At 71.2% G+C, this 21,870-nt stretch carries 20 protein-coding genes, 2 pseudogenes and 1 riboswitch; of the genes and pseudogenes, 6 read left to right on the top strand and 16 right to left on the bottom strand.

The features are described from left to right. Positions 1–127: 127 nt before the first annotated feature. From LV457_RS05435 to LV457_RS05425, 3 genes and pseudogenes are all read right to left on the bottom strand, one after another. Positions 128–2,689: an FHA domain-containing protein gene (locus LV457_RS05435; protein WP_232169531.1), complete on the bottom strand. Its 2,562-nt coding sequence runs from the start codon at positions 2,687–2,689 to the stop codon at positions 128–130. A 92-nt stretch (positions 2,690–2,781) separates the two neighbouring features. Continuing rightward, positions 2,782–3,018: pseudogene (locus LV457_RS05430) on the bottom strand (hypothetical protein); the annotation flags it as partial. Between the two features lie 110 nt (positions 3,019–3,128). Next, a complete protein-coding gene (locus LV457_RS05425) occupies positions 3,129–4,349 on the bottom strand; it encodes an NADH:flavin oxidoreductase (RefSeq protein ID WP_232169530.1) in 1,221 nt (406 codons plus the stop codon). A 26-nt stretch (positions 4,350–4,375) separates the two neighbouring features. On the opposite strand from LV457_RS05425, the gene LV457_RS05420 reads away from it, so the two are divergent. Next, entirely contained in the window at positions 4,376–5,224 is an 849-nt protein-coding gene (locus LV457_RS05420; RefSeq protein WP_232169529.1) for a bifunctional methylenetetrahydrofolate dehydrogenase/methenyltetrahydrofolate cyclohydrolase, read from the top strand. After that, positions 5,221–5,502 carry a DUF3017 domain-containing protein gene (locus LV457_RS05415; RefSeq protein WP_232169528.1) on the top strand — a complete coding sequence of 94 codons (282 nt, stop codon included), beginning with the start codon at positions 5,221–5,223 and terminating at the stop codon, positions 5,500–5,502. The genes LV457_RS05420 and LV457_RS05415 overlap by 4 nt, the downstream gene beginning before the upstream one ends. Here the strand turns inward: LV457_RS05415 and LV457_RS05410 are convergent. The 6 genes from LV457_RS05410 to LV457_RS05385 form a co-directional block, all read right to left on the bottom strand. After that, positions 5,499–6,143 carry a zeta toxin family protein gene (locus LV457_RS05410; RefSeq protein WP_255701611.1) on the bottom strand — a complete coding sequence of 215 codons (645 nt, stop codon included), beginning with the start codon at positions 6,141–6,143 and terminating at the stop codon, positions 5,499–5,501. The genes LV457_RS05415 and LV457_RS05410 overlap by 4 nt on opposite strands. Next, positions 6,140–6,322, bottom strand: a complete 183-nt coding sequence (locus LV457_RS05405) for a hypothetical protein (protein WP_232169525.1) — start codon at positions 6,320–6,322, stop codon at positions 6,140–6,142. Before LV457_RS05405 ends, LV457_RS05410 begins: the two co-directional genes overlap by 4 nt. A 192-nt stretch (positions 6,323–6,514) precedes the next feature. Beyond that, positions 6,515–7,249, bottom strand: a complete 735-nt coding sequence (locus tag LV457_RS05400; RefSeq protein ID WP_232169523.1) for a class I SAM-dependent methyltransferase — start codon at positions 7,247–7,249, stop codon at positions 6,515–6,517. Beyond that, positions 7,246–8,379: a homoserine O-acetyltransferase gene (locus LV457_RS05395; RefSeq protein WP_232169522.1), complete on the bottom strand. Its 1,134-nt coding sequence runs from the start codon at positions 8,377–8,379 to the stop codon at positions 7,246–7,248. Before LV457_RS05395 ends, LV457_RS05400 begins: the two co-directional genes overlap by 4 nt. A gap of 18 nt (positions 8,380–8,397) precedes the next feature. Then, positions 8,398–9,750 carry a bifunctional o-acetylhomoserine/o-acetylserine sulfhydrylase gene (locus tag LV457_RS05390; protein WP_232169521.1) on the bottom strand — a complete coding sequence of 451 codons (1,353 nt, stop codon included), beginning with the start codon at positions 9,748–9,750 and terminating at the stop codon, positions 8,398–8,400. 140 nt (positions 9,751–9,890) lie between these two features. Continuing rightward, a riboswitch (SAM riboswitch) is annotated at positions 9,891–10,020 on the bottom strand. A gap of 317 nt (positions 10,021–10,337) precedes the next feature. Beyond that, complete coding sequence (locus LV457_RS05385) at positions 10,338–11,171, bottom strand: alpha/beta fold hydrolase (protein ID WP_232169520.1); 834 nt, start codon at positions 11,169–11,171, stop codon at positions 10,338–10,340. Between the two features lie 59 nt (positions 11,172–11,230). Here LV457_RS05385 and LV457_RS05380 point away from each other — a divergent pair, with 59 nt between their 5' ends. Genes LV457_RS05380 through yhjD form a run of 3 tightly spaced genes read left to right on the top strand, consistent with a single transcriptional unit; the run spans position 11,231 to position 14,124 of the window. Beyond that, a complete protein-coding gene (locus LV457_RS05380; protein WP_232169519.1) occupies positions 11,231–12,031 on the top strand; it encodes an exodeoxyribonuclease III in 801 nt (266 codons plus the stop codon). Positions 12,032–12,046: 15 nt separating this feature from the next. Further along, entirely contained in the window at positions 12,047–13,066 is a 1,020-nt protein-coding gene (gene trpS / locus LV457_RS05375) for a tryptophan--tRNA ligase (RefSeq protein WP_232169518.1), read from the top strand. 26 nt (positions 13,067–13,092) lie between these two features. Then, complete coding sequence (yhjD, locus tag LV457_RS05370) at positions 13,093–14,124, top strand: inner membrane protein YhjD (protein ID WP_232169517.1); 1,032 nt, start codon at positions 13,093–13,095, stop codon at positions 14,122–14,124. Here the strand turns inward: yhjD and LV457_RS05365 are convergent. The 4 genes from LV457_RS05365 to LV457_RS05350 are packed head-to-tail and all read right to left on the bottom strand — an operon-like array spanning position 14,113 to position 18,509. After that, positions 14,113–15,363 carry a D-alanyl-D-alanine carboxypeptidase family protein gene (locus tag LV457_RS05365; protein WP_232169516.1) on the bottom strand — a complete coding sequence of 417 codons (1,251 nt, stop codon included), beginning with the start codon at positions 15,361–15,363 and terminating at the stop codon, positions 14,113–14,115. The two genes, yhjD and LV457_RS05365, sit on opposite strands and share 12 nt — an antisense overlap. Before the next feature lie 50 nt (positions 15,364–15,413). Next, a complete protein-coding gene (locus LV457_RS05360) occupies positions 15,414–16,406 on the bottom strand; it encodes an SMP-30/gluconolactonase/LRE family protein (RefSeq protein WP_232169515.1) in 993 nt (330 codons plus the stop codon). Next, a complete protein-coding gene (locus LV457_RS05355) occupies positions 16,403–16,921 on the bottom strand; it encodes an Lrp/AsnC family transcriptional regulator (RefSeq protein WP_232169513.1) in 519 nt (172 codons plus the stop codon). Before LV457_RS05355 ends, LV457_RS05360 begins: the two co-directional genes overlap by 4 nt. A gap of 40 nt (positions 16,922–16,961) precedes the next feature. After that, a complete protein-coding gene (locus tag LV457_RS05350) occupies positions 16,962–18,509 on the bottom strand; it encodes an APC family permease (protein ID WP_232169511.1) in 1,548 nt (515 codons plus the stop codon). Positions 18,510–18,538: 29 nt separating this feature from the next. Here LV457_RS05350 and LV457_RS05345 point away from each other — a divergent pair, with 29 nt between their 5' ends. After that, complete coding sequence (locus LV457_RS05345; protein WP_232169510.1) at positions 18,539–19,450, top strand: sigma-70 family RNA polymerase sigma factor; 912 nt, start codon at positions 18,539–18,541, stop codon at positions 19,448–19,450. Here the strand turns inward: LV457_RS05345 and LV457_RS05340 are convergent. The 3 genes and pseudogenes from LV457_RS05340 to LV457_RS05330 form a co-directional block, all read right to left on the bottom strand. Beyond that, a pseudogene (locus LV457_RS05340) lies at positions 19,401–19,997 on the bottom strand (carboxymuconolactone decarboxylase family protein); the annotation flags it as partial. The gene LV457_RS05345 and the pseudogene LV457_RS05340 sit on opposite strands and share 50 nt — an antisense overlap. Before the next feature lie 98 nt (positions 19,998–20,095). After that, positions 20,096–20,944 (bottom strand): hypothetical protein, encoded by an 849-nt coding sequence (locus LV457_RS05335; protein WP_232169509.1) that lies wholly within the window; start codon positions 20,942–20,944, stop codon positions 20,096–20,098. A 116-nt stretch (positions 20,945–21,060) separates the two neighbouring features. Next, a complete protein-coding gene (locus LV457_RS05330) occupies positions 21,061–21,852 on the bottom strand; it encodes a succinate dehydrogenase iron-sulfur subunit (RefSeq protein ID WP_232169508.1) in 792 nt (263 codons plus the stop codon). Between the last annotated feature and the right edge of the window lie 18 nt (positions 21,853–21,870).

The raw sequence follows: 21,870 nt of genomic DNA, 5'->3' as shown, positions 1-21,870 counted from the left end.
TCGATCACGCGGGCACTCCTTCGACGGTGCCGACAGCGTGGCGCGGACGCGTTTCGGCGGCGCGGCGGGCGTGTTTCCGGAGTGTTTCGTGTTTCGGCGACATGACGGGTGGCTCACGCCATGCGCGTCAGGCCCGCGGGAGCCGGATCTTCCAGCGCACGAACGCGACGTACACGATGCTGATGACCGCGAGCATCGCCATGTCGAAGAGCCAGGCCCCCGGCGTGTGCTCCCAGTGCCGGTCCTTGGGCGTCAGCGGTCCGGGCACCAGCCGGATCAGGTCGGCGGTCGACGCCGACGCCGCGAAGCCCCAGCGGGCGGGCGTCGCCCACGACAGCTGGTCGAGGCCGATGCGATCGGTCACCGGGATCATGCCGCCGGAGAACACCAGCTGGCTCATCACCGCCACCACCAGCAGCGGCATGATCTGCTCGCTGGTCTTCGCCAGCGCCGAGAGCGCCAGGCCCACCATCGCCGACGCCACGCACGCGCCGGCGATGTCGACGTACAGCTCGAGCGCCGGGTTGCCGAGCAGCACCGCGTTCTCCGGGGCGCCCTTGCCCCACAGCACGATGGCCACCACGATCGCCGACTGCAGCAGCGCCAGCACGGTGTAGATGCACACCTTCGCCAGCAGGTAGGCGCTGGTGGAGAGCCCGACCGCCTGTTCGCGGCGGAAGATGGCGCGTTCACCGATGAGGTCGCGGATGGTCAGCGCGGTGCCCATGAAGATGGCGCCGACGTTCAGCAGCACCAGGATCTGGCCCGGCTCGTTCGGGGCGTCACCCAGGGGGTTGGGCACCCCGAACCCGACGTCGCCCGGCACCGACATCGACAACGACCCCATGATGAACGGCAACAGCGCCAGGAAGATGAAGTAGCCGCGGTCGGAGACGATGAGCCGCAGCTGGCGCCGCGCGATGGTCGAGAACTGCCGCCGCAGGCTGGTCCGCGTCGGCTCGCCCAGGTCGCCGGGTTGTTCGGCGGGCGGCGGTGGCGGCGACGCGCCGTGGATCGACAGGTAGCGCGACTTGGCCTGTTCGGGATCGCCGGCGACGCTGCTGAAGATGTCGGCCCAGTTCGTGGTGCCGAGCTCCGCGCCGATCTGGCCGGGCGGACCGTAGAACGCGGTCTTGCCGCCCGGCGCCAGCAGCAGCACCTGGTCGCACACGTCGAGGTAGGTCAGCGAGTGGGTGACCACCAGCACGACGCGCCCGGCGTCGGCGAGCTGGCGCAGCATCGTCATGACCTGCCGGTCGAGCGCCGGGTCCAGGCCGGAGGTGGGTTCGTCGAGGATGAGCAGCGACGGGCCGGTCAACAGCTCCAGCGCCACCGAGGCGCGCTTGCGCTGGCCGCCGGACAGCTTGTCGACGCGGGTGTCGGCGTGCCGCGTCATCTCCAGTTCTTCGAGCACCTGGTTGACCACCTGCCGGCGGTCGTCCTTGGTGGTGTCGGGCGGGAGCCGCAGCTCGGCGGCGTACATCAGCGCCTGCATCACCGTGAGCTGGCCGTGCACCACGTCGTCCTGCGGCACCATGCCGATCCGGGAGCGCAGCGACGCGTACTCGGCGTGGATGTCGTGTCCCTCGAACGTCACCGTGCCGCTGGTGGGGTGCGTGTACCCGGCCACCAGCTTGGCGAACGTCGACTTGCCGGCACCCGAAGGGCCGATCACCGCGGTCAGCGTTCCGGGCCGCGCGGCGATCGAGATGTTGTCGAGCAGCGTCTTGTTGTTCTCGATGGTCCACGTGACGCCGTGGACGTCGAGGCCGCCGGTGCCGGTGGCCGCCGCGGTCTCGGTGCGGCGCACCAGCGTGCCGCCGGCGAGCACCAGGTCGACGTTGCCGATGGTCACCACGTCGCCCTCACGCAGCGGCGCGCGGTCGACGCGCTCGCCGTTGACGAACGTGCCGTTGATGCTCCGGTTGTCGACGATCTCCAGCCCGCTGCCGCCGGGCACCAGCGTGGCGTGGTGGCGCGAGGCCAGCACGTCGGCGACAACGATGTCGTTGTCGGTGGCGCGGCCGATCGTGATCGAGCCGGCCGGCGTCTCCGGCGTCCGGTTGGGCCGCAGGATCTTGAGCATGCTGGTCGCGAGGTTGCCGTCGCCGGAGCGCGGGGCCGCGGCGGGCCCGAGCGCGGTGGCCGGTTCTGCGTGCGACAGCGGAGTGGAGACCTCCGGGCGGTTGGGCGGCCGGTTTACCGGCGGCCGCGGACCCTGCGGCGGGTACATCGGCTGGGAGGTGCCGGGCGGTGCGCCGTAGCGCTGCTGCGGCCCGCTGTAGGGCTGCTGCGGTGGACGCAGCTGGCCGGAGCGCGCGGCAGCCGGGACGGCGGTGGTCTGCAGCGGCGGGCGCCCGGCCGACCCCTGGTGGCGACCGACCTCGAAGGAAAGCCGCGGGCCGTCGGGATTGCCGATCGTCAGCGACTGTCCGTCGCGGACGTCGACGGTCGAGACGCGGCGCCCGTCGACGAACATGCCGTTGAGGCTGCCGTTGTCGATGGCCGTCCAGCGGCCCTGCGCGAAGCGCATCGTGACGTGCGCGCGGGATACGAGCGGGTGGGCGACGCGGATGTCGGCCCGCAGGTCACGGCCGATGACGACGTCGTGCCCGGGGGCGAAGGTGTGGTGCGATCCGTCGTATCGGACGGTCAGCGCGGGCGGCGATGCAGTCGCAGGTCGGCTCATCGGGGCTCACTCTATCGTCGCGCCCGTCACTCACACGCGGCCTCGTGCAGCCGCGCCGCCTGCCGCGTGAGGTGGTCGCGTTCGGCGAGGCCGGCGGACGGGCCGTCGGTCACCGGCGGGCGGCCCTCGCCGTCGGAGCGCACGAACGCGCCGTCGGGTGACAAGGCCCGGCTGTCCACGAACTCGCCGGTCTCGACCAGCCGCGACGCGAAGTCGTTCATGTAGGACAGGTGCGCATCGACCTCCTCGGGCGTCCACTGGTCCATCGGGGGATGGTCGACGGCCGGGGCGGGTCCGCCGCGGAAGTGCTTGAGCAGCAGATACTTCATGATCAGTTCCTTTCGGTCTGTCAGACATCGTCGCTGACATACCGGGGACGGAGCCGGGTTCGCGGTTTCGACCCGTCCGCGCGAAAAGGTCCGCCGCGGGCTGCGGACCGTCAGACCGTGACGGTGTCGGGCGCCCCGGTGAGCACGCACCGGGTGTGGCTGTAGATCGTGGCCATGCACTTGTTGCAGTGGTTGCAGATCGAGCGCACGCTGCCGCTGCCGTCGGCCTTGATGCGGTTGATCAGGTCCGGCTCGGCGAGCAGCGCGCGACCCATCGCGACGAACTCGAATCCCTCGGCCATCGCCAGGTCCATCGTCTCCCGGTTGGTGATGCCGCCGAGCAGGATCAGCGGCATCGTGAGCTCCGCGCGGAACTTCCGGGCCTTGTCCAGCAGGAACGCCTCGCGGTAGGGGTATTCGCGGAAGAACCTCTTCCCGGCCAGCCGGATGCCCCAGCGCAGCGGCGGGGCGAAGGCCTGGGCGAAATCCTTCACCGGGGCGTCGCCGTGGAACAGGTACAGCGGGTTGACCAGCGAGCTGCCCGCAGTCAGTTCGAGGGCGTCGAGCCCGCCGTCCTCCTCCAGCCACTTCGCGGTCTGCAGCGACTCCTCCAGCGGGATCCCGGCGCGCACGCCGTCGGTCATGTTGAGCTTGGCGGTGACGGCGATCCGGCCGGCGCCGTGTGAGTCGACGGCGTCGCGCACCGCGCGCACCACACCGCGCGCCACCTTGGCGCGGTTCGCCAGCGAGCCGCCGAACTCGTCGGTGCGCCGATTCAGCAGCGGGGACAGGAACGCGCTGGCCAGATAGTTGTGGCCGAGGTGGATCTCGACGGCGTCGAAACCCGCGTCGATCGCCAGCCGGGCGGCGTTCGCGTGGGCCGCGGTGACGTCGGCGATGTCCTCGCGGGTGGCCTTCTTCGCGAAGCGCATCGACAGCGGGTTGAAGAACCGCACCGGCGCCAGCGCGGTCGCCTTGTTGGTGCGCGAGTTCGCCACCGGGCCGGCGTGGCCGATCTGCGCGCTGATCGCCGCGCCCTCGGCGTGCACGGCGTCGGTCAGCCGGCGCAGGCCGGGGACCGCCTCGGGCCGCATCCACAGCTGCCACCCGTCGGTGCGGCCACCGGGCGCCACCGCGCAGTAGGCGACGGTGGTCATGCCGACGCCGCCGGCAGCGGGCAGCCGGTGGTAGTGGATGAGGTCGTCGGTGACGAGCGCGTCGGGCGTGGCCGCTTCGAAGGTCGCGGCCTTGATGATGCGGTTGCGCAGCGTGATCGGGCCGAGCGTGGCCTCACTGAAAACGTCAGTGAACACTTTGGGCTGGGTGTTCATAGCAGCAGCCTGCCACAATGGCCGCCGTGGGTGCGATAACGCTCGACGGCAAAGTGACGCGCGACGAGATCTTCGTCGACCTCAAGCGGCGGGTGGCGGCGCTCACCGAGCAGGGCCGCACGCCGGGGCTGGGCACGATCCTCGTCGGCGACGATCCCGGATCGCAGGCCTACGTGCGCGGCAAGCACGGCGACTGCGCCAAGGTCGGCATCTCCTCGATCCGGCGCGACCTGCCCGCCGACATCAGCCAGGCCACGCTCGACGAGACCATCGACGAGCTCAACGCCGACCCGGCCTGCACCGGTTTCATCGTTCAGCTGCCGCTGCCCGGCCACCTCGACGAGAACGCCGCGCTGGAGCGGGTCGATCCCGATCGCGACGCCGACGGCCTGCACCCGACGAACCTCGGCCGGCTGGTGCTGGGCAAGGCCGCGGCGCTGCCGTGCACGCCGCGCGGCATCGTGGCGCTGCTGCGTCGCTACGACGTCCCGATCGCCGGCGCGCACGTGGTGGTGATCGGTCGCGGCGTCACCGTCGGCCGACCGCTCGGGCTGCTGTTGACCCGCCGGTCGGAGAACGCGACGGTCACGCTGTGCCACACCGGGACCCGTGACCTCGCGGCGCTCACCCGCCAGGCCGACATCGTCGTCGCCGCAGTGGGTGTGCCACACCTGGTGACCGCCGACATGGTGCGGCCCGGCGCGGCGGTCGTCGACGTCGGGGTGAGCCGCGTCGACGGCGCGCTCGTCGGCGACGTCGCGCCGGACGTGTGGGACGTCGCCGGCCACGTGTCGCCGAACCCCGGCGGTGTCGGCCCGATGACCCGCGCCTTTTTGTTGACCAACGTGGTGGAGCGGGCGGAACGCAGCGCATGAGCGTTCGCGACGTCGTCTCCAAACAGTGGCCGATCCTGTCGGTCGCGCTGGTGTTCGTCGCGGCGTTCGTGCTGGTGATGGCCGGATTCTGGCGGCGGGGTGCGCTGCTGATCGGCATCGGGGTGGCGCTCGCCGCGGCCCTTCGGCTGCTGCTGTCCGACGACCGCGCCGGCCTGCTCGCGGTGCGCAGCCGCGGCGTCGACTTCCTGACGACGGCGTCCGTGGCGGCCGTGGTGGTCTACATCGCCTGGACCATCGACCCGCTGGGCACGAGTTAGCGCAGCCGCAGCGCCGCCGCGACGATCGGTTTCGCCCACTCGGGCGTCGCCCGCAGGTCCGGCGGCCCGACGATCTCGCCGCGCACCATGTGCAGCACCAGCACCGGCCGCGGGGCTACGCCGGCACGCGGATCGCCGGCGGCGGTGTTGTCGTAGACCCGCAGCTCGGTGAGCACCGGCAGCAGGCTGATGAGGTTCAGCCGGCTGTGCTTCCACCGTCGCCGGATGTCGGCTTCGGGGATGTCGTGGCCGCCGGCCGCGACCCGCGAGTGCACCCGCGCGATGTGGTCCTGCGGGCTCGCGAGCCCGACGTAGAAGATCCGCACCTCGAAACCCTGCGCCGCGGCGTCGGCGAGCAGCGCGGTCATGGTCGAGCCGCCGAGCGTCGTCTCGAACGCGAAGTCCAGCCGCTCGGCGATCGCGCGGGTCAGCAGCCGTTTGCCCTGCCGCCAGGCCGCGGCGTTGGCCTTGACCTGCTCCAGGCCCGGGTTCGCCGCGACCAGTGCGCGGGCGGCTTCGTCGGGGTTGTAGTAGTCGGTGCCCGCGACGCGGAACATGGCGCCGCCGATGCTGCTCTTGCCGGCGCCGTTGACGCCGGCGAGCACGTACAGCCGGGGCGCGTCCTGGGCGCCGGCGGTCAGCGGTGCGCCTCGACCGCCGCCTCACCGAGCCGCTGTGGATCGGCGTCGAAGGCAGCCGCCATGGCCGACCGCGCGGCCGATGTCTGCATGCCGTCGAGCAGCGCGTCGAACTGTTCGGTGAGCTCGTCTAGCACCGGCGAGCGGGCCTTGACCAGCGCCTGGAATTCGGCGTAGGACACCAGCACGGCCTTGGGGTGTTGTGTTTGGTGATCGCCACGGCGCCGCGCACGGTCGCCTGCTCGAAGATGGCACCGAATTCGTTCTTGAACCGGGTGGCGGCCACGGTCGGTACGTCGACGAGCTCGCCGTCGCTGTTGCGGTAGGTCAGACCGGACATGCCCCCAGTGTAGCCAAATTGGCTATTTCGGACACTACTGCTCCAGGGTCGCCCGGATGCAGACGGTGACGTACGGCAGCGCCACACCCGTCGAGTTCGCCAGCGCCGGATGCGTCGCCAGCAGTTCGCGCACCTTGGCCAGGGTTTCGGTGCGGGCGTCGGCGGGTGCGGTGATGCAGTAGCTGCGCGAGGCGACGAGGTCGATCAGCGCCTGCGGCGTCAGATAGTTCGTCCACTCGACGTGGTGGCGTTCGACGGCGCCGAACGGTGGCGGCAGCTCCACGGTGCGGGTGAACGGGTCCTCCTCGTGGCCGATGATCCGGCCGAGGTCGCGCACCCACCCCAGCCGTTCGTCGCGGGTGTTCCACACCAGCCCGAGCCGGCCGCCGGGCCGCAGCACCCGCGCGACCTCCTTGACGGCGCGCTGCAGGTCGAACCAATGCCAGGCCTGCGCCACCAGCACCGCGTCGACGGAGTCGTCGGGCAGCGGGATGTCCTCCGCCGTGCCCAACAGCGCCGGCGTCTCGGGCAGCGAATGCTGCAGCACCTCCAGCATTTCCGGCAGCGGGTCCACCGCGACCACCGACAGGCCGCGCTCCGCGAGCCGGATGGTGAGCTTGCCGGTGCCGGCGCCGAGATCCAGCACGCTGGTCGCATGCGGCGGCAACAACCAATCGATGGCGTCCGGCGGGTACGACGGCCGGCCGCGCTCGTAGGCGGCGGCCTCGGCGCCAAAGGAGAGCGAACGCTCCTGCCGCGGGTGGCTCACCGCCGGCGATCGCCCTTCGCGAGCGCCAGCGTGTGGCGTACCAGCTCGCCCACCGCTTCGGTCTCCACCAGGAAACCGTCGTGGCCGTAGTCGGACTGCACGATGTTCAGCCGGGTGCAGCCGGGCAGCAGGTCCGCGATCTCGCGCTGTAACCGCAACGGATACAACCGGTCTGACGTGATGCCGCCCACGACCGCCGGCACCGGACAGCTCTGCAGGGCCGCCCGCACGCCGCCGCGACCGCGGCCCACGTCGTGGCTCGAGAGCGCGTCGGTGAGCGCCACGTAACTGCCGGCGTCGAACCTCGACACCAGCTTGGCGCCCTGGTGTTCCAGATAGCTCTGGACGGCGTAACGCCCACCGGTGAGCGGACTTTCACCCGCTTGCGGCGCGTTGCCGAAGCGCAGGTCGAGTTCTTCCTCGCCGCGGTAGGTCAGGTGCGCGACGCGGCGGGCGATCTCCATACCGGTGCGGGGTGACCGGCCGGTGCCGTGGTAGTCGCCGCCCTGCCAGTCCGGATCGGACGTGATCGCCGCGACCTGCGTGCTCTGCGTGCCGATCTGGTCGGCCGTGGCGCGGGCGCCGACCGCCAGCACCAGCGCGGCGCGCACCCGGTCGGGGTAGGTGACCATCCATTCGAGCGCGCGGGCACCGCCCATCGATCCGCCGACCACCGCGGCGACCTCGGTGATGCCGAGCGCGGCGAGCGCCGCCACGTCGGCGGCCACCTGGTCGCGGACGGTGATGATGGGAAACCGTGAGCCCCACGGCTTTCCGTCCGGCGCCAACGAGCTCGGACCGGTGGAGCCGCGGCAGCCGCCCAGCACGTTCGTGGCGACCACGCACCACTCGTCGGTGTCGATCGGCGCGCCCGGTCCGGCCACGCCGTCCCACCAGCCGGGCGTCGGATGGCCCGGGCCGGCCGGACCGGTGACGTGCGAATCGCCGGTCAGGGCGTGCAACACCATCACCACGTTGTCGCGCGCCGGGGACAGCGCGCCCCACCGCTGGACGGCAATCGAGACGTTGTCGATGACGGCGCCGTTCTCGGTGCGCAGCGAGCCGATGTCGACGATGCCGATCTCGCCCTCGGCGGGCAGCGTCAGGAGGCGCTCATCGGAGACAGTCACTGAAGACCCCACCCATCGTCAGAAGGCCGCGGCCGCATGCGGATCGGAGGTGGCGCCGCCGTAGACGCGGGCGGCCGCGAAGCCCTGCTCGAGGTCGGCCAGGATGTCGTCGATCCCCTCGATGCCGACCGCGAGCCGCACCAGGCCCGGCGTGACGCCCGTCGTCAACTGCTCCTCAGGAGTCAGCTGAGCGTGCGTGGTGGACGCCGGATGGATGACCAGCGAGCGCACGTCACCGATGTTCGCGACATGGCTGTGCAGCGTCAGCGCGTTGACGAACGCCTTGCCGGCGTCGACGCCGCCCGCGAGTTCGAACGCCAGCACGGCGCCGGTTCCGTTGGGCGCCAGCCGCTGTGCGCGCTCGTGCCACGGCGACGACGGCAGCCCGGCGTAGTTGACGCTGCGCACCTCGTCGCGGCCGGCCAGGAACTCCGCGACCCGCTGCGCGTTGGCGACGTGGCGCTCCATGCGCAGGCTCAGCGTCTCCAGGCCCTGGGCGATGAGGAACGCGGTGAAGGGCGCGGCCGACGAGCCGAGGTCGCGCAGCAGCTGCACGCGGGCCTTCAGCGCGTAGGCCGGCGGGCCGAGCTCGGCGAACACCACCCCGTGATAGCTCGGGTCCGGGGTGGTGAAGCCGGGGAAGTTGCCGTTGGTCCAGTCGAAGGTTCCGCCATCGACGATCACGCCGGCGATCGCCGAGCCGTGCCCGCCGAGATATTTGGTGGCCGAGTGCACGACGATGTCGGCGCCCTGGCTGATCGGCTGGATCAGGTACGGCGTCGCGATGGTGTTGTCGACGATCAGCGGCACCCCGTTGCGGTGCGCCACCTCGCTGACGGCCGGGGTGTCCAGGACGTCGATCTGCGGGTTGGAGATGGTCTCGGCGAAGAACGCCTTGGTGTTGGGCCGCACGGCCTGCTGCCACGAGTCGACGTCGTCGGGGTCGGTGACGAAGCTGACCTCGATGCCGAGCTTCGGCAGCGTGTAGTGGAACAGGTTGTAGGTGCCGCCGTAGAGCCGCGGGCTGGAGACGATGTGGTCGCCGGCGCCGGCGAGGTTGAGGATCGCGAAGGTCTCGGCGGCCTGGCCCGACGACAGGAACAGCGCTGCCACACCACCTTCCAGCGCGGCGATGCGCTGTTCGACGACGTCGGTGGTCGGGTTGCCGATGCGGGTATAGATGTTGCCCTCGGCCTGCAGGCCGAACAGCGCGGCGGCGTGGTTGGTGTCCTCGAACACATACGACGTGGTCTGGTAGATCGGCAGCGCCCGGGCGCCGGTGGCCGCATCCGGCGTCTGGCCGGCATGGACCTGCTTGGTTTCGAAGGACCAGGAGGCGGTGGGGTCCTCGACGGCGGGGGTCTCGGTCATGGTGGGTTCTCCAGTTCAGGGGAAGGCGCACCTCGTGCGCCGCAAACCAGTGATGGGGGCGTCCGGCGTTCAGCAACAGCTACACACGTGGAGGCCTCCGCATCAGGTGTCCCTGTTCTCATCCCGGGGCCCGACTGGCGGACCCGCGCTTGCCGTGTATCCGTGCCTGCGCGAGGCCGGTTACTCAACCTGGTCATCACCCGGGGCACCCCACCGCGGTTGGAGGGTTGCCGGCCAGCAAGCCGGGGCTTGTCGCTGGCGCTCATGACCGATTCGCAGCGTAGCGCACGCTGCGCGATCGCCGCCAAATCGGCGGGGCGCGCACCGGCCGACTCGTCGGTGGAGCGGAGTAGAATCGAACAAATGTTCGACCATGAGGGTTCGGCGGACTGATCGGGCGGATCGCTGAGTCGGTCATGTGGACGTCGCCGGCCGGCGGGCGGTATGTGACGCTGCCGGGCAGCGCCATGTTGTTCCCGGCGCTGGCCGCCCCGACCGCGCCGGTGCCGACGCTCCAGACGGCGGGCGAGCCAAGCCGCCCGTCCCCGATCGACGCCGGCAGCGCCCGGGGACGAACCGCCGCCCTGCTAGGACGCCGACGAGTCCTGCGCCACCTTGCCGAGGTGCTCCTCGATGAAGTCGACGATGAGGTCGGCGATCTGCTGCGGCGCCTCGAACATCGGGATGTGGCCGACCCCGTCGAGGTGGGTGATCTTGGTGTCGTCGGGAAGCTGCTCGATGAAGTGGCGGGTGAACCGCGGATGCGGGAGCACGCGGTCTTTCTCGCAGATCACCAGGTGCGTCGGCGTCTTGCCCTCGGCCAGCTCCAGCAGGCCCGGCAGGGTGAGCGACTTGACCAGCAGCTGGTAGTAGGCGTGGCAGTGGGCGACGTCGTCGATGATGTCGGCGAGGTCTTCGTCGGTGAGCCCGTCGGGCGTGCCGCTGACCGGCAGGTACGCGAGGTAACGGGTGATCGGCAGCCGCAGCACCTTGTCGCGCAGGGCCAGACAGAACAGCCACAGCGGCAGCCCGCCGAGGAACTTGCCGACGATCTCGAACTTGGCGGGCGTGACGTGCCGCCAACCGCCGGCGGGGGCGATGCCCGTCAGCGTCCGGGCGCGGCCGCGCCGTTCCAACTCGAATGCGACCCAGCCGCCGAGCGAGTTCCCGACGACGTGGGCGGTGTTCCAGCCGAGCTGGTCCATGCGGTGTTCGACGTCGTCGGCCAGCGACGCGCTGTCGAGGAAGAACGTGCCGCGTCGGACGCCGTTGTGCCCCAGCATCGTGGGCGCGAACACCTCGTAGCCGCGGTCGGCGATCAGCGGCGCCACCTTCTTCCACACCGCCTGCGACATCATGAACGGGTGCAGGAGCAGGACCGGCTCACCGGTTCCTACGTGGATCGGGGGGCGTTCTCTCATGTCGCGACAGTAGGGTGATACCCCCGGTACCGCAACATCGTGATCTAGGGTTCGGCGCCATGATAGTGACGACCGTCAACGTCAACGGCATCCGCGCCGCAGTGAGGCATCGCTCGGCGGAGAACCGCGGGCTGCTGCCGTGGTTGGCCGCCACCACCGCCGACGTCGTGTGCCTGCAGGAGACCCGCGCCGACGACGACCAGCTCGCCGACGCGCTGGCGCCGGCGCTCACCGACGGCTGGTTCCTGTCGGCCGCCGGGCCGCACCTCAAGGGCCGCAACGGGGTGGCCGTGCTGTCGCGGCGGGCGCCCGACGCGATGCGCATCGGCGTGCCGGGCGCCGACGAGTTCGCCGCGCACGGCCGCTACCTGGAGGTCGACCTCGGCGAGCTGACGGTCGCCAGCATCTACATACCGACCGGCGAGGCGGGAACCGCGCGCCAGCAGGAAAAGGAGCGGTTCTGCGCGGCGATCGGGGACCGGATGGCGCGGCTGCGCGACGGACGTGACGCCGTGCTGTGCGGGGACTGGAACATCGCGCCGACCGAGCTCGACATCAAGAACTGGCGCGGCAACGTCAAGAAGAGCGGCTTCCTGCCCGAGGAGCGGGCGTGGGTCGCCGGGCTGCTGGCCTCCGGGTGGGTGGACGTGGTGCGGGCGCTGCATCCCGGGGTGCCCGGCCCGTACAGCTGGTGGTCGTGGCGCGGGCGGGCGTTCGACAACGACGCCGGCTGGCGCATCGACTACCAGCTGGCCACGCCGCGCCTCGGCGCCCGCGCGGTAACGGCGCGCGTCGAGAGGGCCGACGCCTATGCGCTGCGGTGGTCCGACCATGCGCCGGTGACCGTCGAGTACGCGTGAAAAGATGGGCGCATCATGACGGGCACAGCTGACGGCGCGCGGAAGGTCGTGTTCTCCGGCGCCCAACCCACGTCCGACTCACTGCACCTCGGCAACGCGCTCGGGGCGGTGCGGCAGTGGGTGGCGCTGCAGGACGACTACGACGCCTACTACTGCGTCGTCGACCTCCACGCGATCACCGTCGCGCAGGACCCGGCGGTGCTGCGGCGGCGCACGCTGGTGACCGCCGCGCAGTATCTGGCGTTGGGGGTCGATCCGCAGCGCGCGACGGTGTTCGTGCAGAGCCAGGTCCCCGCCCACGCCGAGTTGGCATGGGTGCTGGGCTGTTTCACCGGTTTCGGGCAGGCGTCGCGGATGACGCAGTTCAAGGACAAGTCGCAGCGGGAGGGCGCCGAGGCGACCACCGTCGGCCTCTTCACCTACCCGGTGCTGATGGCCGCCGACGTCCTGCTCTACGACACCGACGTGGTGCCCGTCGGCGAGGACCAGCGCCAGCACCTGGAGCTCGCCCGCGACCTCGCCCAGCGCATCAACGGCCGCTTCGCCGACACGTTCGTCGTCCCGGATGCGCTGATCCCCGAGGCGACCGCGAAGATCTACGACCTGCAGGACCCGACGGCGAAGATGAGCAAGTCGGCGGCGTCGGACGCCGGGCTGATCAGCCTGCTCGACGACCCGAAGGTGTCGGCGAAGAAGATCCGCTCGGCCGTCACCGACAGCGAGCGCGACATTCGCTACGACCCCGTCGCCAAGCCCGGGGTGTCCAACCTGCTGACCATCCAGGCCGCGGTCACCGGTACGGGAGTCGACGCGCTGGCGGCGCAGTACGCCGGGCGTGGCTACGGCGATCTGAAGAAGGACACCGCGGACGCCGTCGTCGAGTTCGTGACGCCGATCAAGGCCCGCGTCGACGAGCTGCTCGCCGATCCCACCGAGCTGGAGGCGATCCTCGCGGCCGGGGCCGAGCGCGCCCGCGGGGTGTCTGCGGCGACGCTCGCGCGGGTATATGACCGGATGGGTTTCCTCGGGTCGTAGCGGTCGTCGGGCGGGAAGGCGGGCACATGCCGGGAAGCGGCGACGACAAGCCGGGTGTGCTCGACCGGCTCCGGGCCCGCTATCCGTGGTTCGACCACGTGATGCGCGCCCAGGAGCGCTATCAGGAGACCAAGGGCGACTTCTTCGCCGCGGGCATCACCTATTTCACGGTGTTCGCGTTGTTCCCGCTGCTGATGGTCGGCTTCGCCATCACCGGGTTCGTCCTGGCCAGCCAGCCCGACGTGCTGAACCGGCTGGAGCGCCGCATCACCGCCACGGTGTCCGGGGACGTCGGGCAGCAGCTCGTCGACCTGATGAACACCGCGATCGACTCGCGGACGTCGTTGGGCCTGTTCGGTCTCGCGACGGCGGCCTGGGCCGGGCTGGGCTGGATGAACAATCTGCGCGAGGCGCTCAGCGCCATGTGGGAGCAGCACAGCGGCACCGGCAACTTCCTCGGCACCAAGCTGTCGGATCTGGCGGCGCTGCTGTCGGCGTTCCTGGCGATCGTCGTCACCGTGGGCCTCACCGCACTCGGGGACCGCGGGCTGATCACCCGGGTGCTGGGCTATGCGGGCATCGAGGACATCCCGGGCCTGGCGGGCGGGCTGAAGGTGCTGTCGATGCTGATCGCGGTCGGCATCTCGTGGCTGCTGTTCACCTGGATGATCGCCCGGCTGCCGCGGGAGAAGGTGACCTACCGCAGTGCCGCGCGCGCCGGTCTGTTGGCGGCCGTCGCGTTCGAGGTGTTCAAACAGGTCGGGACGGTGTACCTGCGCTCGGTGCTGCAGGGGCCGGCGGGCGCGACGTTCGGGCCGGTGCTGGGGTTGATGGTGTTCGCCTACATCACGGCCCGGCTGGTGCTGTTCGCGACCGCCTGGGCGGCGACGTCGCCGGAGAACATGACGGTCTCGCCGCCCGGACCGGCGATCGTGACCACGTCGGTGCGCACCCGCGACGAGCCCAGCGCGGTGGGCACGGTCGCGGCCGCGGCGGCCGGTGTGGCCGCGGGCGTGGGCCTTGCGCGGCTGCGGGGCCGGCGGCGCTCAGGTTCGTGACCGGCGGTTGACGGCCCGGGCCGCCAGGATCAGGCCCAGCACCACCACGACGCCCACGATGCCGACGCCCACTCGCACCGGCAGTGCGTCGGCGGCGGGGATCGCCGGAGCGACGGCCTGGGCGGCGCCGCCGACCACCTCGGGCAGCGACGCCCGCCGCAGCGACGGATCCGGGTCGATCAGCTCGCCGACCCGGGTGCCCGGCGCCGTGGCGAAGCCGTAGTCGAGTAGCCGGGCCGCCTGCTCCCACGGCGCGATCGGTTGGCGGGTGCCGTGCAGCAGCACCGCGATCAGCCGGCGCCCGTCATGGTCGGCGGCCCCGACGAACGTCTGGCCGGCGTCGTCGGTGTAGCCGGTCTTGCCGCCGAGCGCGCCCGGGTAGTGGTACAGCAACTGGACGTCGTTCTCCAGGACGTATCCGGGGCTGTCGCCATGGCCCGGGAAGTCGAACGTCCTGGTGGCGACGATGTTCGCGAACGTCGGGTTCTGCCACGCGTACCGGTAGATCAGCCCGATGTCGTAGGCCGACGTGCTCATGCCCGGCCCGTCGAGCCCGGACGGCGTGGCCGCGCGGGTGTCGGTGGCGCCGAGCTTGCGGGCGAGCGTGTTGATCTTCTGCAGCGCGACGTCCATGCCGCCGAGCTGTCGCGCCAGCGCGTGCGCGGCGTCGTTGCCCGAATGCATCAGCAGCCCGTGCAGCAGCTGGTTGACGGTGTAGACGCCGCCCTCGTCCACGCCGACCTTGGTGCCCTCGGCGGCCGCGTCCTCGGCGGTGCCGACGACTCGGGTGTTGCCGTTGAGCTCGTCGATCGCCTGCATCGCGATGAGCGCCTTGATGATGCTGGCGGGCCGGTGCCGGCCGTGCGCGTCCCGGGTGGCGATGATGTCGCCGGTGTCGAGGTCGGCGACCAGCCACGCCTCGGCGGAGACGTCGCCGGGGACGGGCGGGGTGTCCGGCGCCACCACGACGCCGCAGCTGGCCAGGGCGTCGCCGCCGACCGGGCGGTCGGGCACCGGCAGCGGTTCGGGCGGCGGGCCGGCCGTCGGCACCTCCGATGCGTCGACGGCGGGCGGGGTGTTCACCCGGTACGGGCAGGCGTCGGGGTCGGAGACGGCGGGCTCGGCGGCCGCCGTCGCCGGGTCGACGACCGTCGAGACCGCGACGGCCGGGGTGAGCGTGAGCAGCAGTGTCAGCGCCACCGCGGCAGCGCGCGGACCGAGAGCCGAGCGTTTTCCCATCGCCTCGACACAGTAGGCGACCGAGCGGCCGAAAGCCCGGAGCCGCGCGGTCAGGAGAGGTCGACGGACGTCAGCGCGGCCGAACCGATGCATCCCAGCCACAGCCGGCCCGCGTGCTCCACCAGGCCGGTCGCCGCTGCGAAGTCGGGGTGTTCGGTGTGCAGCTGCCGAAGCACCTCGCCGGTCCCCGGGTCGAACTTCACCGCCCAGACCGTCGGCGCCAGCTTGGGCAGCTTGTCGTAGGGCAGCAGCCACAGCAGCTTGCGCAGGATCGGCGGCCGCGGCGCGAGCAGTTCGCTGACGGGGTTGCGCGCGGCGACCATCGCGGCCCAGATCCCGCCGTCGGGGGCGGTCGAGATGTTGTCGGGCAGGCAGGGCAGGTGTTCGGCCAGCGGGGTGACGCGGCCGGCGTCGGGCCCGGTGAGGTGATACGTCGAAAGCCGGGCGGCCAGCGTTTCGGCGTACACCAGCGCCGACTCGTCGGCCGTCAGCGTGACGCCGTTGGCGAACATCAGGCCGTGCAGCAGCTCGTCGACGCTGCCGTCGGTGCCGAGCCGGAACAGGTGCCCGTTCGCGCGGCCCTCGAGCGCCGCCCCCTTGTAGTACTCGTAGCGCCAGCGGTCGGTGGACTCGGTGAAGTAGATCGTGCCGTCGGACGCCTCGACGACGTTGGAGCAGAACATCAGCGGACGGCCCGCGACCTGCGCCACCAGCGTCTCCAGCTCGCCGGTGGCGGGATCGAGCCGCAGCAGCCCGCGGTGGCTGTCGCAGATCAGCAGCCGGCCGTCGCGGGTGGTGGCCAGCCCGAGCGGACGTCCGCCCGTGGCGGCGACCACCGCCACGTCGTCACCCTCGATGCGCAGGATCCGGCCGTCGTCGACGCCGGTCCACAGCGCGCCGCCAGCGTCGACGACGACGTCCTCGGGGGCGTGCCCCGGCACGGGCAGCACCCGCAGCGGCGCGTGAACGTCGGGCTCCGGCAGCGGAGTCACCGGCGGCGGCCGCCAGCGCACCGGGTCGATGGAGCGGGGTTTGGCGGTCACCGGGTACCCCAGTCGTATTGCTGCTTCACGAGTTTCAGATAGACCAGGGTTTCGGTGGAGGTCACGCCGGGGACCGCGCGGATGCGGGTGTTGAGCAGCTCGAGCAGGTCGCCGTCGTCCTCGCACACGACTTCGATGATCGCGTCGAACGACCCGGCGGTGAGGACGACGTAGTCGACGGCATCGATGGCTGCCAGTTGCTCGGCGACCTTGGTGGTGTCGCCGCTGCAGCGGATGCCGATCATGGCCTGCCGGGCGAACCCGAGCTGCATCGGATCGGTGACCGCCACGATCTGCATGACGCCGGAGTCCACCATGCGCTGCACGCGCTGGCGGACCGCGGCCTCCGACAGCCCCACCGCCTTGCCGATGCCGGCATACGAGCGCCGGCCGTCGGCCTGCAATTCTTCGATGATCGCTTTGGACAGGTCGTCGAGCTGGACGGACGGCCTCGCCCCGGACGCGGTCCGCAACGGCGGCGTGCGGATGCCGGCGTGTACTCCGGTGTCAGCCATGCGCACGATTGTGCACCGCTTCGGTCGCCGTCGGAACCGCTCAGCGGCCGCTGCCCGGGGCCACGACCGCGGGCAGGTCGGTGGTGACGCTCAGGGTCTCGCCGCGGAAGAACCGTCTCGTGCCGAACGCGAAGCACAGCAGCATCAGCGGGACACCGAGCACCAGCATGCCGACGCCGAGCACGAACACCCCGCCGAGCGGGCCGTAGGCGGTCTCGCCGTACGCCGGGTCGATCATGTCGACCGCGCTCTGCACGAACGCCCACGTCATCGCCAGCGCCCCGAGCAGCGGAAAGACGCCGCGCAAGAACAGGTTGCGCGCCGACGTGCGGAGCGTGCGACGGAAGTACCACACGCAGCTGTAGGCGGTGATGCCGTAGTAGAACGCCACCGCGAGCCCGAGCGAGGCGACCGAATCCTGCAGCGCGTTCTGGCTGACGAGGCTGAGCACCAGATAGAAGCCGAGCGCCGACGCGCCCATCACCACGGTGCCGAACGCCGGCGTCATGAACCGGGGGTGGACGCGCGCGAACCGCTTCGGGATGGCCTCGTAGACCGCCATGGACAGCGTGCCGCGCGCGGTCGGCAGGATGGTGGTCTGCGTGCTCGACAGCGCCGACACCGACACCGTCAGCAGGAGCGCCGCAGCGGCCACGGTGCCCGCGACGGGGTCGCCGAGGATCGTCAGCACGTCGTCGGCGTTGCGCACGTTGGTCAGGCCGATTCCGGTGTCGCCGAACCCGGCGAAGCTCTGCACGGCGTAGGCCACCAGCACGTAGGTGCACAGCAGGATCAACGTCGTGATGACCGCGGCGAGCCCGGGCGTACGGCCGGGGTCCTTCGTCTCCTCGCCGACAGCCAGGCACGCGTCCCAGCCCCAGTAGATGAAGATGCACAGGATCACCGCCGCGGCGATCGACGACGAGTCCAGTCCGCTCGGCCACAACCAGCCCCACGACGGCGTGATGGCCTGGTCGCCGGCGGTGTCGGTGAGCACCCGCGTCAACGCGATGACGCTCACGCAGATCAGCACGCCGAACTGGATGGCCATCATGACGGTCTGGATGCGCTCGGCCAGCACGATGCCGCGGGCGCTCACCCACGTCATCGCGACGATGAAGAACGACCCGAGCAGGATCCTGGCGAGCAGGTCGTCGGCGAGGGTGTTGAAGAGGTTGTGCTCGCCGTTCCCCGTCACGTCGCCCAGGAAGCGGTACAGGTAGATCGCCGCGACCTCGGCCACGTTGGCGAGCACGATGATGGCGGACACCGCCAGGCCCCAGCCGCCGATCCACCCGACCCACGGCCCGAACGCCTTCGCGCCCCAGGTGAAGGTGGTGCCGCAGTCCGGCGTGTCCTGCGACAGCTCCTTGCAGGCGAACGCGACGAGGAGCATCGGGATGAACGCCACCACGAACATCGACGGCGCCTTCTCGCCCGCCGCGAGCACCACGTAGCCCAGCGTCGCCGCCAGACTGTAGGCGGGTGCGACGGCCCCCAGCCCGATCACGATGTTGCCGACCAGCCCCAGCGCGCCGGCCTGCAGACCCTTAGCGCCGGCGGCGGGCGGCGATTCCGTCGTGGTCATGACGTGGAGGATAGGGGCACGATGGTCCCATGACGTCGGTCGCCGAGTTCGAGGCGCAGCGGCCTCACCTGCTGGCGGTGGCCTATCGGCTCACCGGCACGTTCGCCGACGCCGAGGACCTGGTGCAGGACGCGTACCTGCGCTGGGCGTCGTCGGCGCCCGCCGAGGTGGCCGAGCCGCGGGCGTGGCTCACGACGGTCGTCAGCCGGCTGGCGCTCGACCGGCTGCGGTCGGCGCCGCGGCGCCGCGAGCACTACGCCGGCCAGTGGCTGCCCGAACCGGTCGTGACGCCGCTTGACCGCGACGACCCGCTGGCGGTCGTCGTCGCGCACGAGGACGCGCGGTTCGCCGCCATGGTGGTGCTCGAGCGGTTGACGCCCGACCAGCGGGTGGCGTTCGTGCTGCACGACGGCTTCGCCGTGCCGTTCGGCGAGGTCGCCGACGTGCTGGGCGTCAGCCCCGCCGCGGCGCGACAGCTGGCGTCACGGGCCCGGCGGGTGGTCGCCGCCGCGCCGCCACCGACCGCGTCGCACGACGAGGTGGTCGGCAAGCTGCTAGCGGCGATGGCGGCCGGCGATCTGGCCGGCGTGGTCGCGCTGCTGCATCCCGACGTCACGTTCACCGGCGACAGCAACCGGCGGGCGCCCACCGCGCCGCAGGTGATTCGCGGGCCGGACAAGGTGGCCCGCTTCCTGTTCGGGCTGGCCCGCCGCTACGGCCCGCGGTTCTTCTCCGCCGGTGAGCTGGTGCGGGTCAACGGCGAGCTCGGCCTGCTCAGCGCGGGCCTGCCGGCCACCGACGAGTGGCCGGAGCTGACGCCCCGCATCCAGGCGCTGACCGTGCGCGACGGCCGCGTCGCCGCGATCTGGGACGTCGCCAACCCGGACAAGTTCACGGGTTCTCCGCTGCCTGCCACGGCACCCGGCACGCCCCGGCGCTGAAGCCCTGCTCGGTGATGCCCAGCGCGGCGTTCATGCGCGCCCGCATGTTCTCCACGCCGATCTGGTAGGTCAGCTCGATGACGCCGGCGTCGCCGAACCTCGTGCGCAGGTCGGCCACCTGCTCGTCGGTGACGGTGTGCGGATCGGTGGTCATCGCGTCGGCGTAGGCGATCGCCGCACGCTCGTCGTCGGTGTAGGCCGGCGAGGTGGCGTAGTCGTCGATGTGCGTCAGCCGGTCGACGTCCAGGCCGTCGAGGCGCTGCAGCATCGCGCCGAAGTCCACGCACCACGAGCAGCCGACGCGCCGGGCCGTCCAGTACACGGCGAGCTCGCGGACGCTGGCGGGCAGGGTTGTCGACGCCCGCTGGAGCAGGCCTTCGTGCACGGCGCCGGCGACCAGCAGCTTGCGGTGGTGTGCGTAGACGGCGAAGGGTTCGGGCACCTCGCCGAAGCGGCGGCGGGCGTAGCGGTACAGCAGCCGGGTGAGCAGCGAGGCGCGTTGAGGCGGCAGGGGTGCGATGCGTGTGGTGGTCATATCCGGTTGACGACGCAGCCCGCTCGAATGTGACAGCGCCCGCCGCCGCGCCGCCGCCCGCGCCGAGACGTGTTGCAGTGCGATACCCGTCGGCGTGTCGTCGCAATGCATTAAGTGTCGCGATAGCCCCTGCTGAGCAGTGCCGCACGCACCCGCGCGACCACGTCGTCGGGCCGGTCGCCGGCAAGTACCCGCACGATCAGCCAGCCTCGGCTCTGCAACATCTCTAGGCGTCGAACGTCCTTGCTGAACTGCCGCCGGTCGGTGCGGTGTTGGTCACCGTCGTACTCCGCCGCGACCTGGTAGTCCTGCCAACCCATGTCGAGAAACGCGATGGGCCGGAAGCGTTCGACAATGGCAATCTGCGTCTCGGGTCGGGGGAGGCCCGCGTCGAGCAGGAGCAGCCTGAGCTCGCTCTCCTTCGGCGACGCGGCACCCGCGTCGACCAGCGGCAACAGGGACCGAAGTTGGCGGACGCCGCGCGCACCCGGGTGGGCGGCGGCGATCCGCAGCACGTCGGCCGCCTGGAACGGCTTCGCCCGGCGCAGCGCATCGAGACGCGCGATCGCGTCGCTGCGCGGGAGCAGTCTGCCCAGGTCGTAGGCCGTGCGGGCCGACGTCGTGACCGGCAGTCCGCAGACGGTGGTGACCTCGCCGGCGGCGAGGCGATAGTTGCGGGTCACGATGCCGACGGGCGGGTTGGTGTTGCGCGAGACGACGGCGATCGGCACGTCGTCGTCGACCCAGCTCGACCCGTGCAGCGCCGTGGCAGCGAGCTCCGCGATCACCCCGTGCCTGCCGGACCACAGCCACGTCGCCACGGTGCGATCCCGCAGTGAAAGCGGCTCAGACAACGGCGCATAGACACCGGGGCAGACGGCGCGGAAGCGCGACCGCAACTGGTACGGCGTGACAGCACCCGCGCGGACGGCGTCGCTTCCGACGAAGACCTTCTCCATGCCGGCACTTTGCCGCCGACCACCGACATGTCGCCGAGACGTAAGCCAGTGCGAGCCCGTACGGCGTGTCGTCGCAACGGGTTAAGTGTCGGCGCAGCCGCGGAAAAGGGATTGGCCTACCGCGAGAACATCAGCGCGCGCTTGACCTCTTGGATCGCCTTGGTGATCTGGATGCCGCGGGGGCAGGCGTCGGTGCAGTTGAAGGTGGTGCGGCAGCGCCACACGCCGTCGACCTCGTTGAGGATCTCCAGCCGCTCGGCGGCGCCCTCGTCGCGGCTGTCGAAGATGAACCGGTGCGCGTTGACGATCGCGGCGGGCCCGAAGAAGCTGCCCTCGCTCCAGAACACCGGGCAGCCGGTGGTGCACGCGGCGCACAGGATGCACTTTGTGGTGTCGTCGTAGCGCGCCCGGTCGGTCTGGCTCTGGATGCGCTCGCGCGTCGGCGGGTTGCCGCTGGTGATGAGGTACGGCTTGACGGCCTTGTAGGCGTCGAAGAACGGCTCCATGTTCACCACGAGGTCCTTCTCGACGGGCAGGCCGCGGATGGGCTCGATGGTGATGGTGAGCTGCTTCTTCGGGTTCTTCGGCAGCATGTCGCGCATCAGCACCTTGCACGCCAGCCGGTTGACGCCGTTGATGCGCATGGCGTCCGACCCGCACACCCCGTGCGCGCAGGACCGGCGGAACGTCAGCGTGCCGTCGAGGTAGCCCTTGGCGTAGTGCAGCAGGTTCAGCAGCCGGTCGGTGGGCAGGCACGGCACCCGAAAGCTCTGCCAGCCACCGGAATCCGCGTAGGCGTCCGGGTCCTCCGGGTTGAAGCGGGCGACCTTCAGCGTCACCATCACCGCGCCGTCGGGGACGGGCGGCAGTTCGGGGCTTCTGGTGTCGGGTTCGATCACTGCAGTCATGATTCCTCGCGCGAGCGC

The organism is Mycobacterium sp. MYCO198283 (assembly GCF_021213805.1).
In the GTDB taxonomy this organism is placed as follows: domain Bacteria; phylum Actinomycetota; class Actinomycetes; order Mycobacteriales; family Mycobacteriaceae; genus Mycobacterium.
The sequence above is the reverse complement of the archived record's forward strand: the minus strand, read 5'-3'. Positions and strand labels throughout refer to the sequence as shown.

Excerpts from the sequence above, each read along its gene's own strand:
- LV457_RS05435 (WP_232169531.1), bottom strand. The coding sequence starts at position 2,689 with ATGAGCCGACCTGCGACTGCATCGCCGCCCGCGCTGACCGTCCGATAC.
- LV457_RS05425 (WP_232169530.1), bottom strand. The coding sequence starts at position 4,349 with ATGAACACCCAGCCCAAAGTGTTCACTGACGTTTTCAGTGAGGCCACG.
- LV457_RS05415 (WP_232169528.1), top strand. The coding sequence starts at position 5,221 with ATGAGCGTTCGCGACGTCGTCTCCAAACAGTGGCCGATCCTGTCGGTC.
- LV457_RS05390 (WP_232169521.1), bottom strand. The coding sequence starts at position 9,750 with ATGACCGAGACCCCCGCCGTCGAGGACCCCACCGCCTCCTGGTCCTTC.
- LV457_RS05385 (WP_232169520.1), bottom strand. The coding sequence starts at position 11,171 with ATGAGAGAACGCCCCCCGATCCACGTAGGAACCGGTGAGCCGGTCCTG.
- LV457_RS05380 (WP_232169519.1), top strand. The coding sequence starts at position 11,231 with ATGATAGTGACGACCGTCAACGTCAACGGCATCCGCGCCGCAGTGAGG.
- trpS (WP_232169518.1), top strand. The coding sequence starts at position 12,047 with ATGACGGGCACAGCTGACGGCGCGCGGAAGGTCGTGTTCTCCGGCGCC.
- yhjD (WP_232169517.1), top strand. The coding sequence starts at position 13,093 with ATGCCGGGAAGCGGCGACGACAAGCCGGGTGTGCTCGACCGGCTCCGG.
- LV457_RS05365 (WP_232169516.1), bottom strand. The coding sequence starts at position 15,363 with ATGGGAAAACGCTCGGCTCTCGGTCCGCGCGCTGCCGCGGTGGCGCTG.
- LV457_RS05355 (WP_232169513.1), bottom strand. The coding sequence starts at position 16,921 with ATGGCTGACACCGGAGTACACGCCGGCATCCGCACGCCGCCGTTGCGG.
- LV457_RS05350 (WP_232169511.1), bottom strand. The coding sequence starts at position 18,509 with ATGACCACGACGGAATCGCCGCCCGCCGCCGGCGCTAAGGGTCTGCAG.
- LV457_RS05345 (WP_232169510.1), top strand. The coding sequence starts at position 18,539 with ATGACGTCGGTCGCCGAGTTCGAGGCGCAGCGGCCTCACCTGCTGGCG.
- LV457_RS05335 (WP_232169509.1), bottom strand. The coding sequence starts at position 20,944 with ATGGAGAAGGTCTTCGTCGGAAGCGACGCCGTCCGCGCGGGTGCTGTC.
- LV457_RS05330 (WP_232169508.1), bottom strand. The coding sequence starts at position 21,852 with ATGACTGCAGTGATCGAACCCGACACCAGAAGCCCCGAACTGCCGCCC.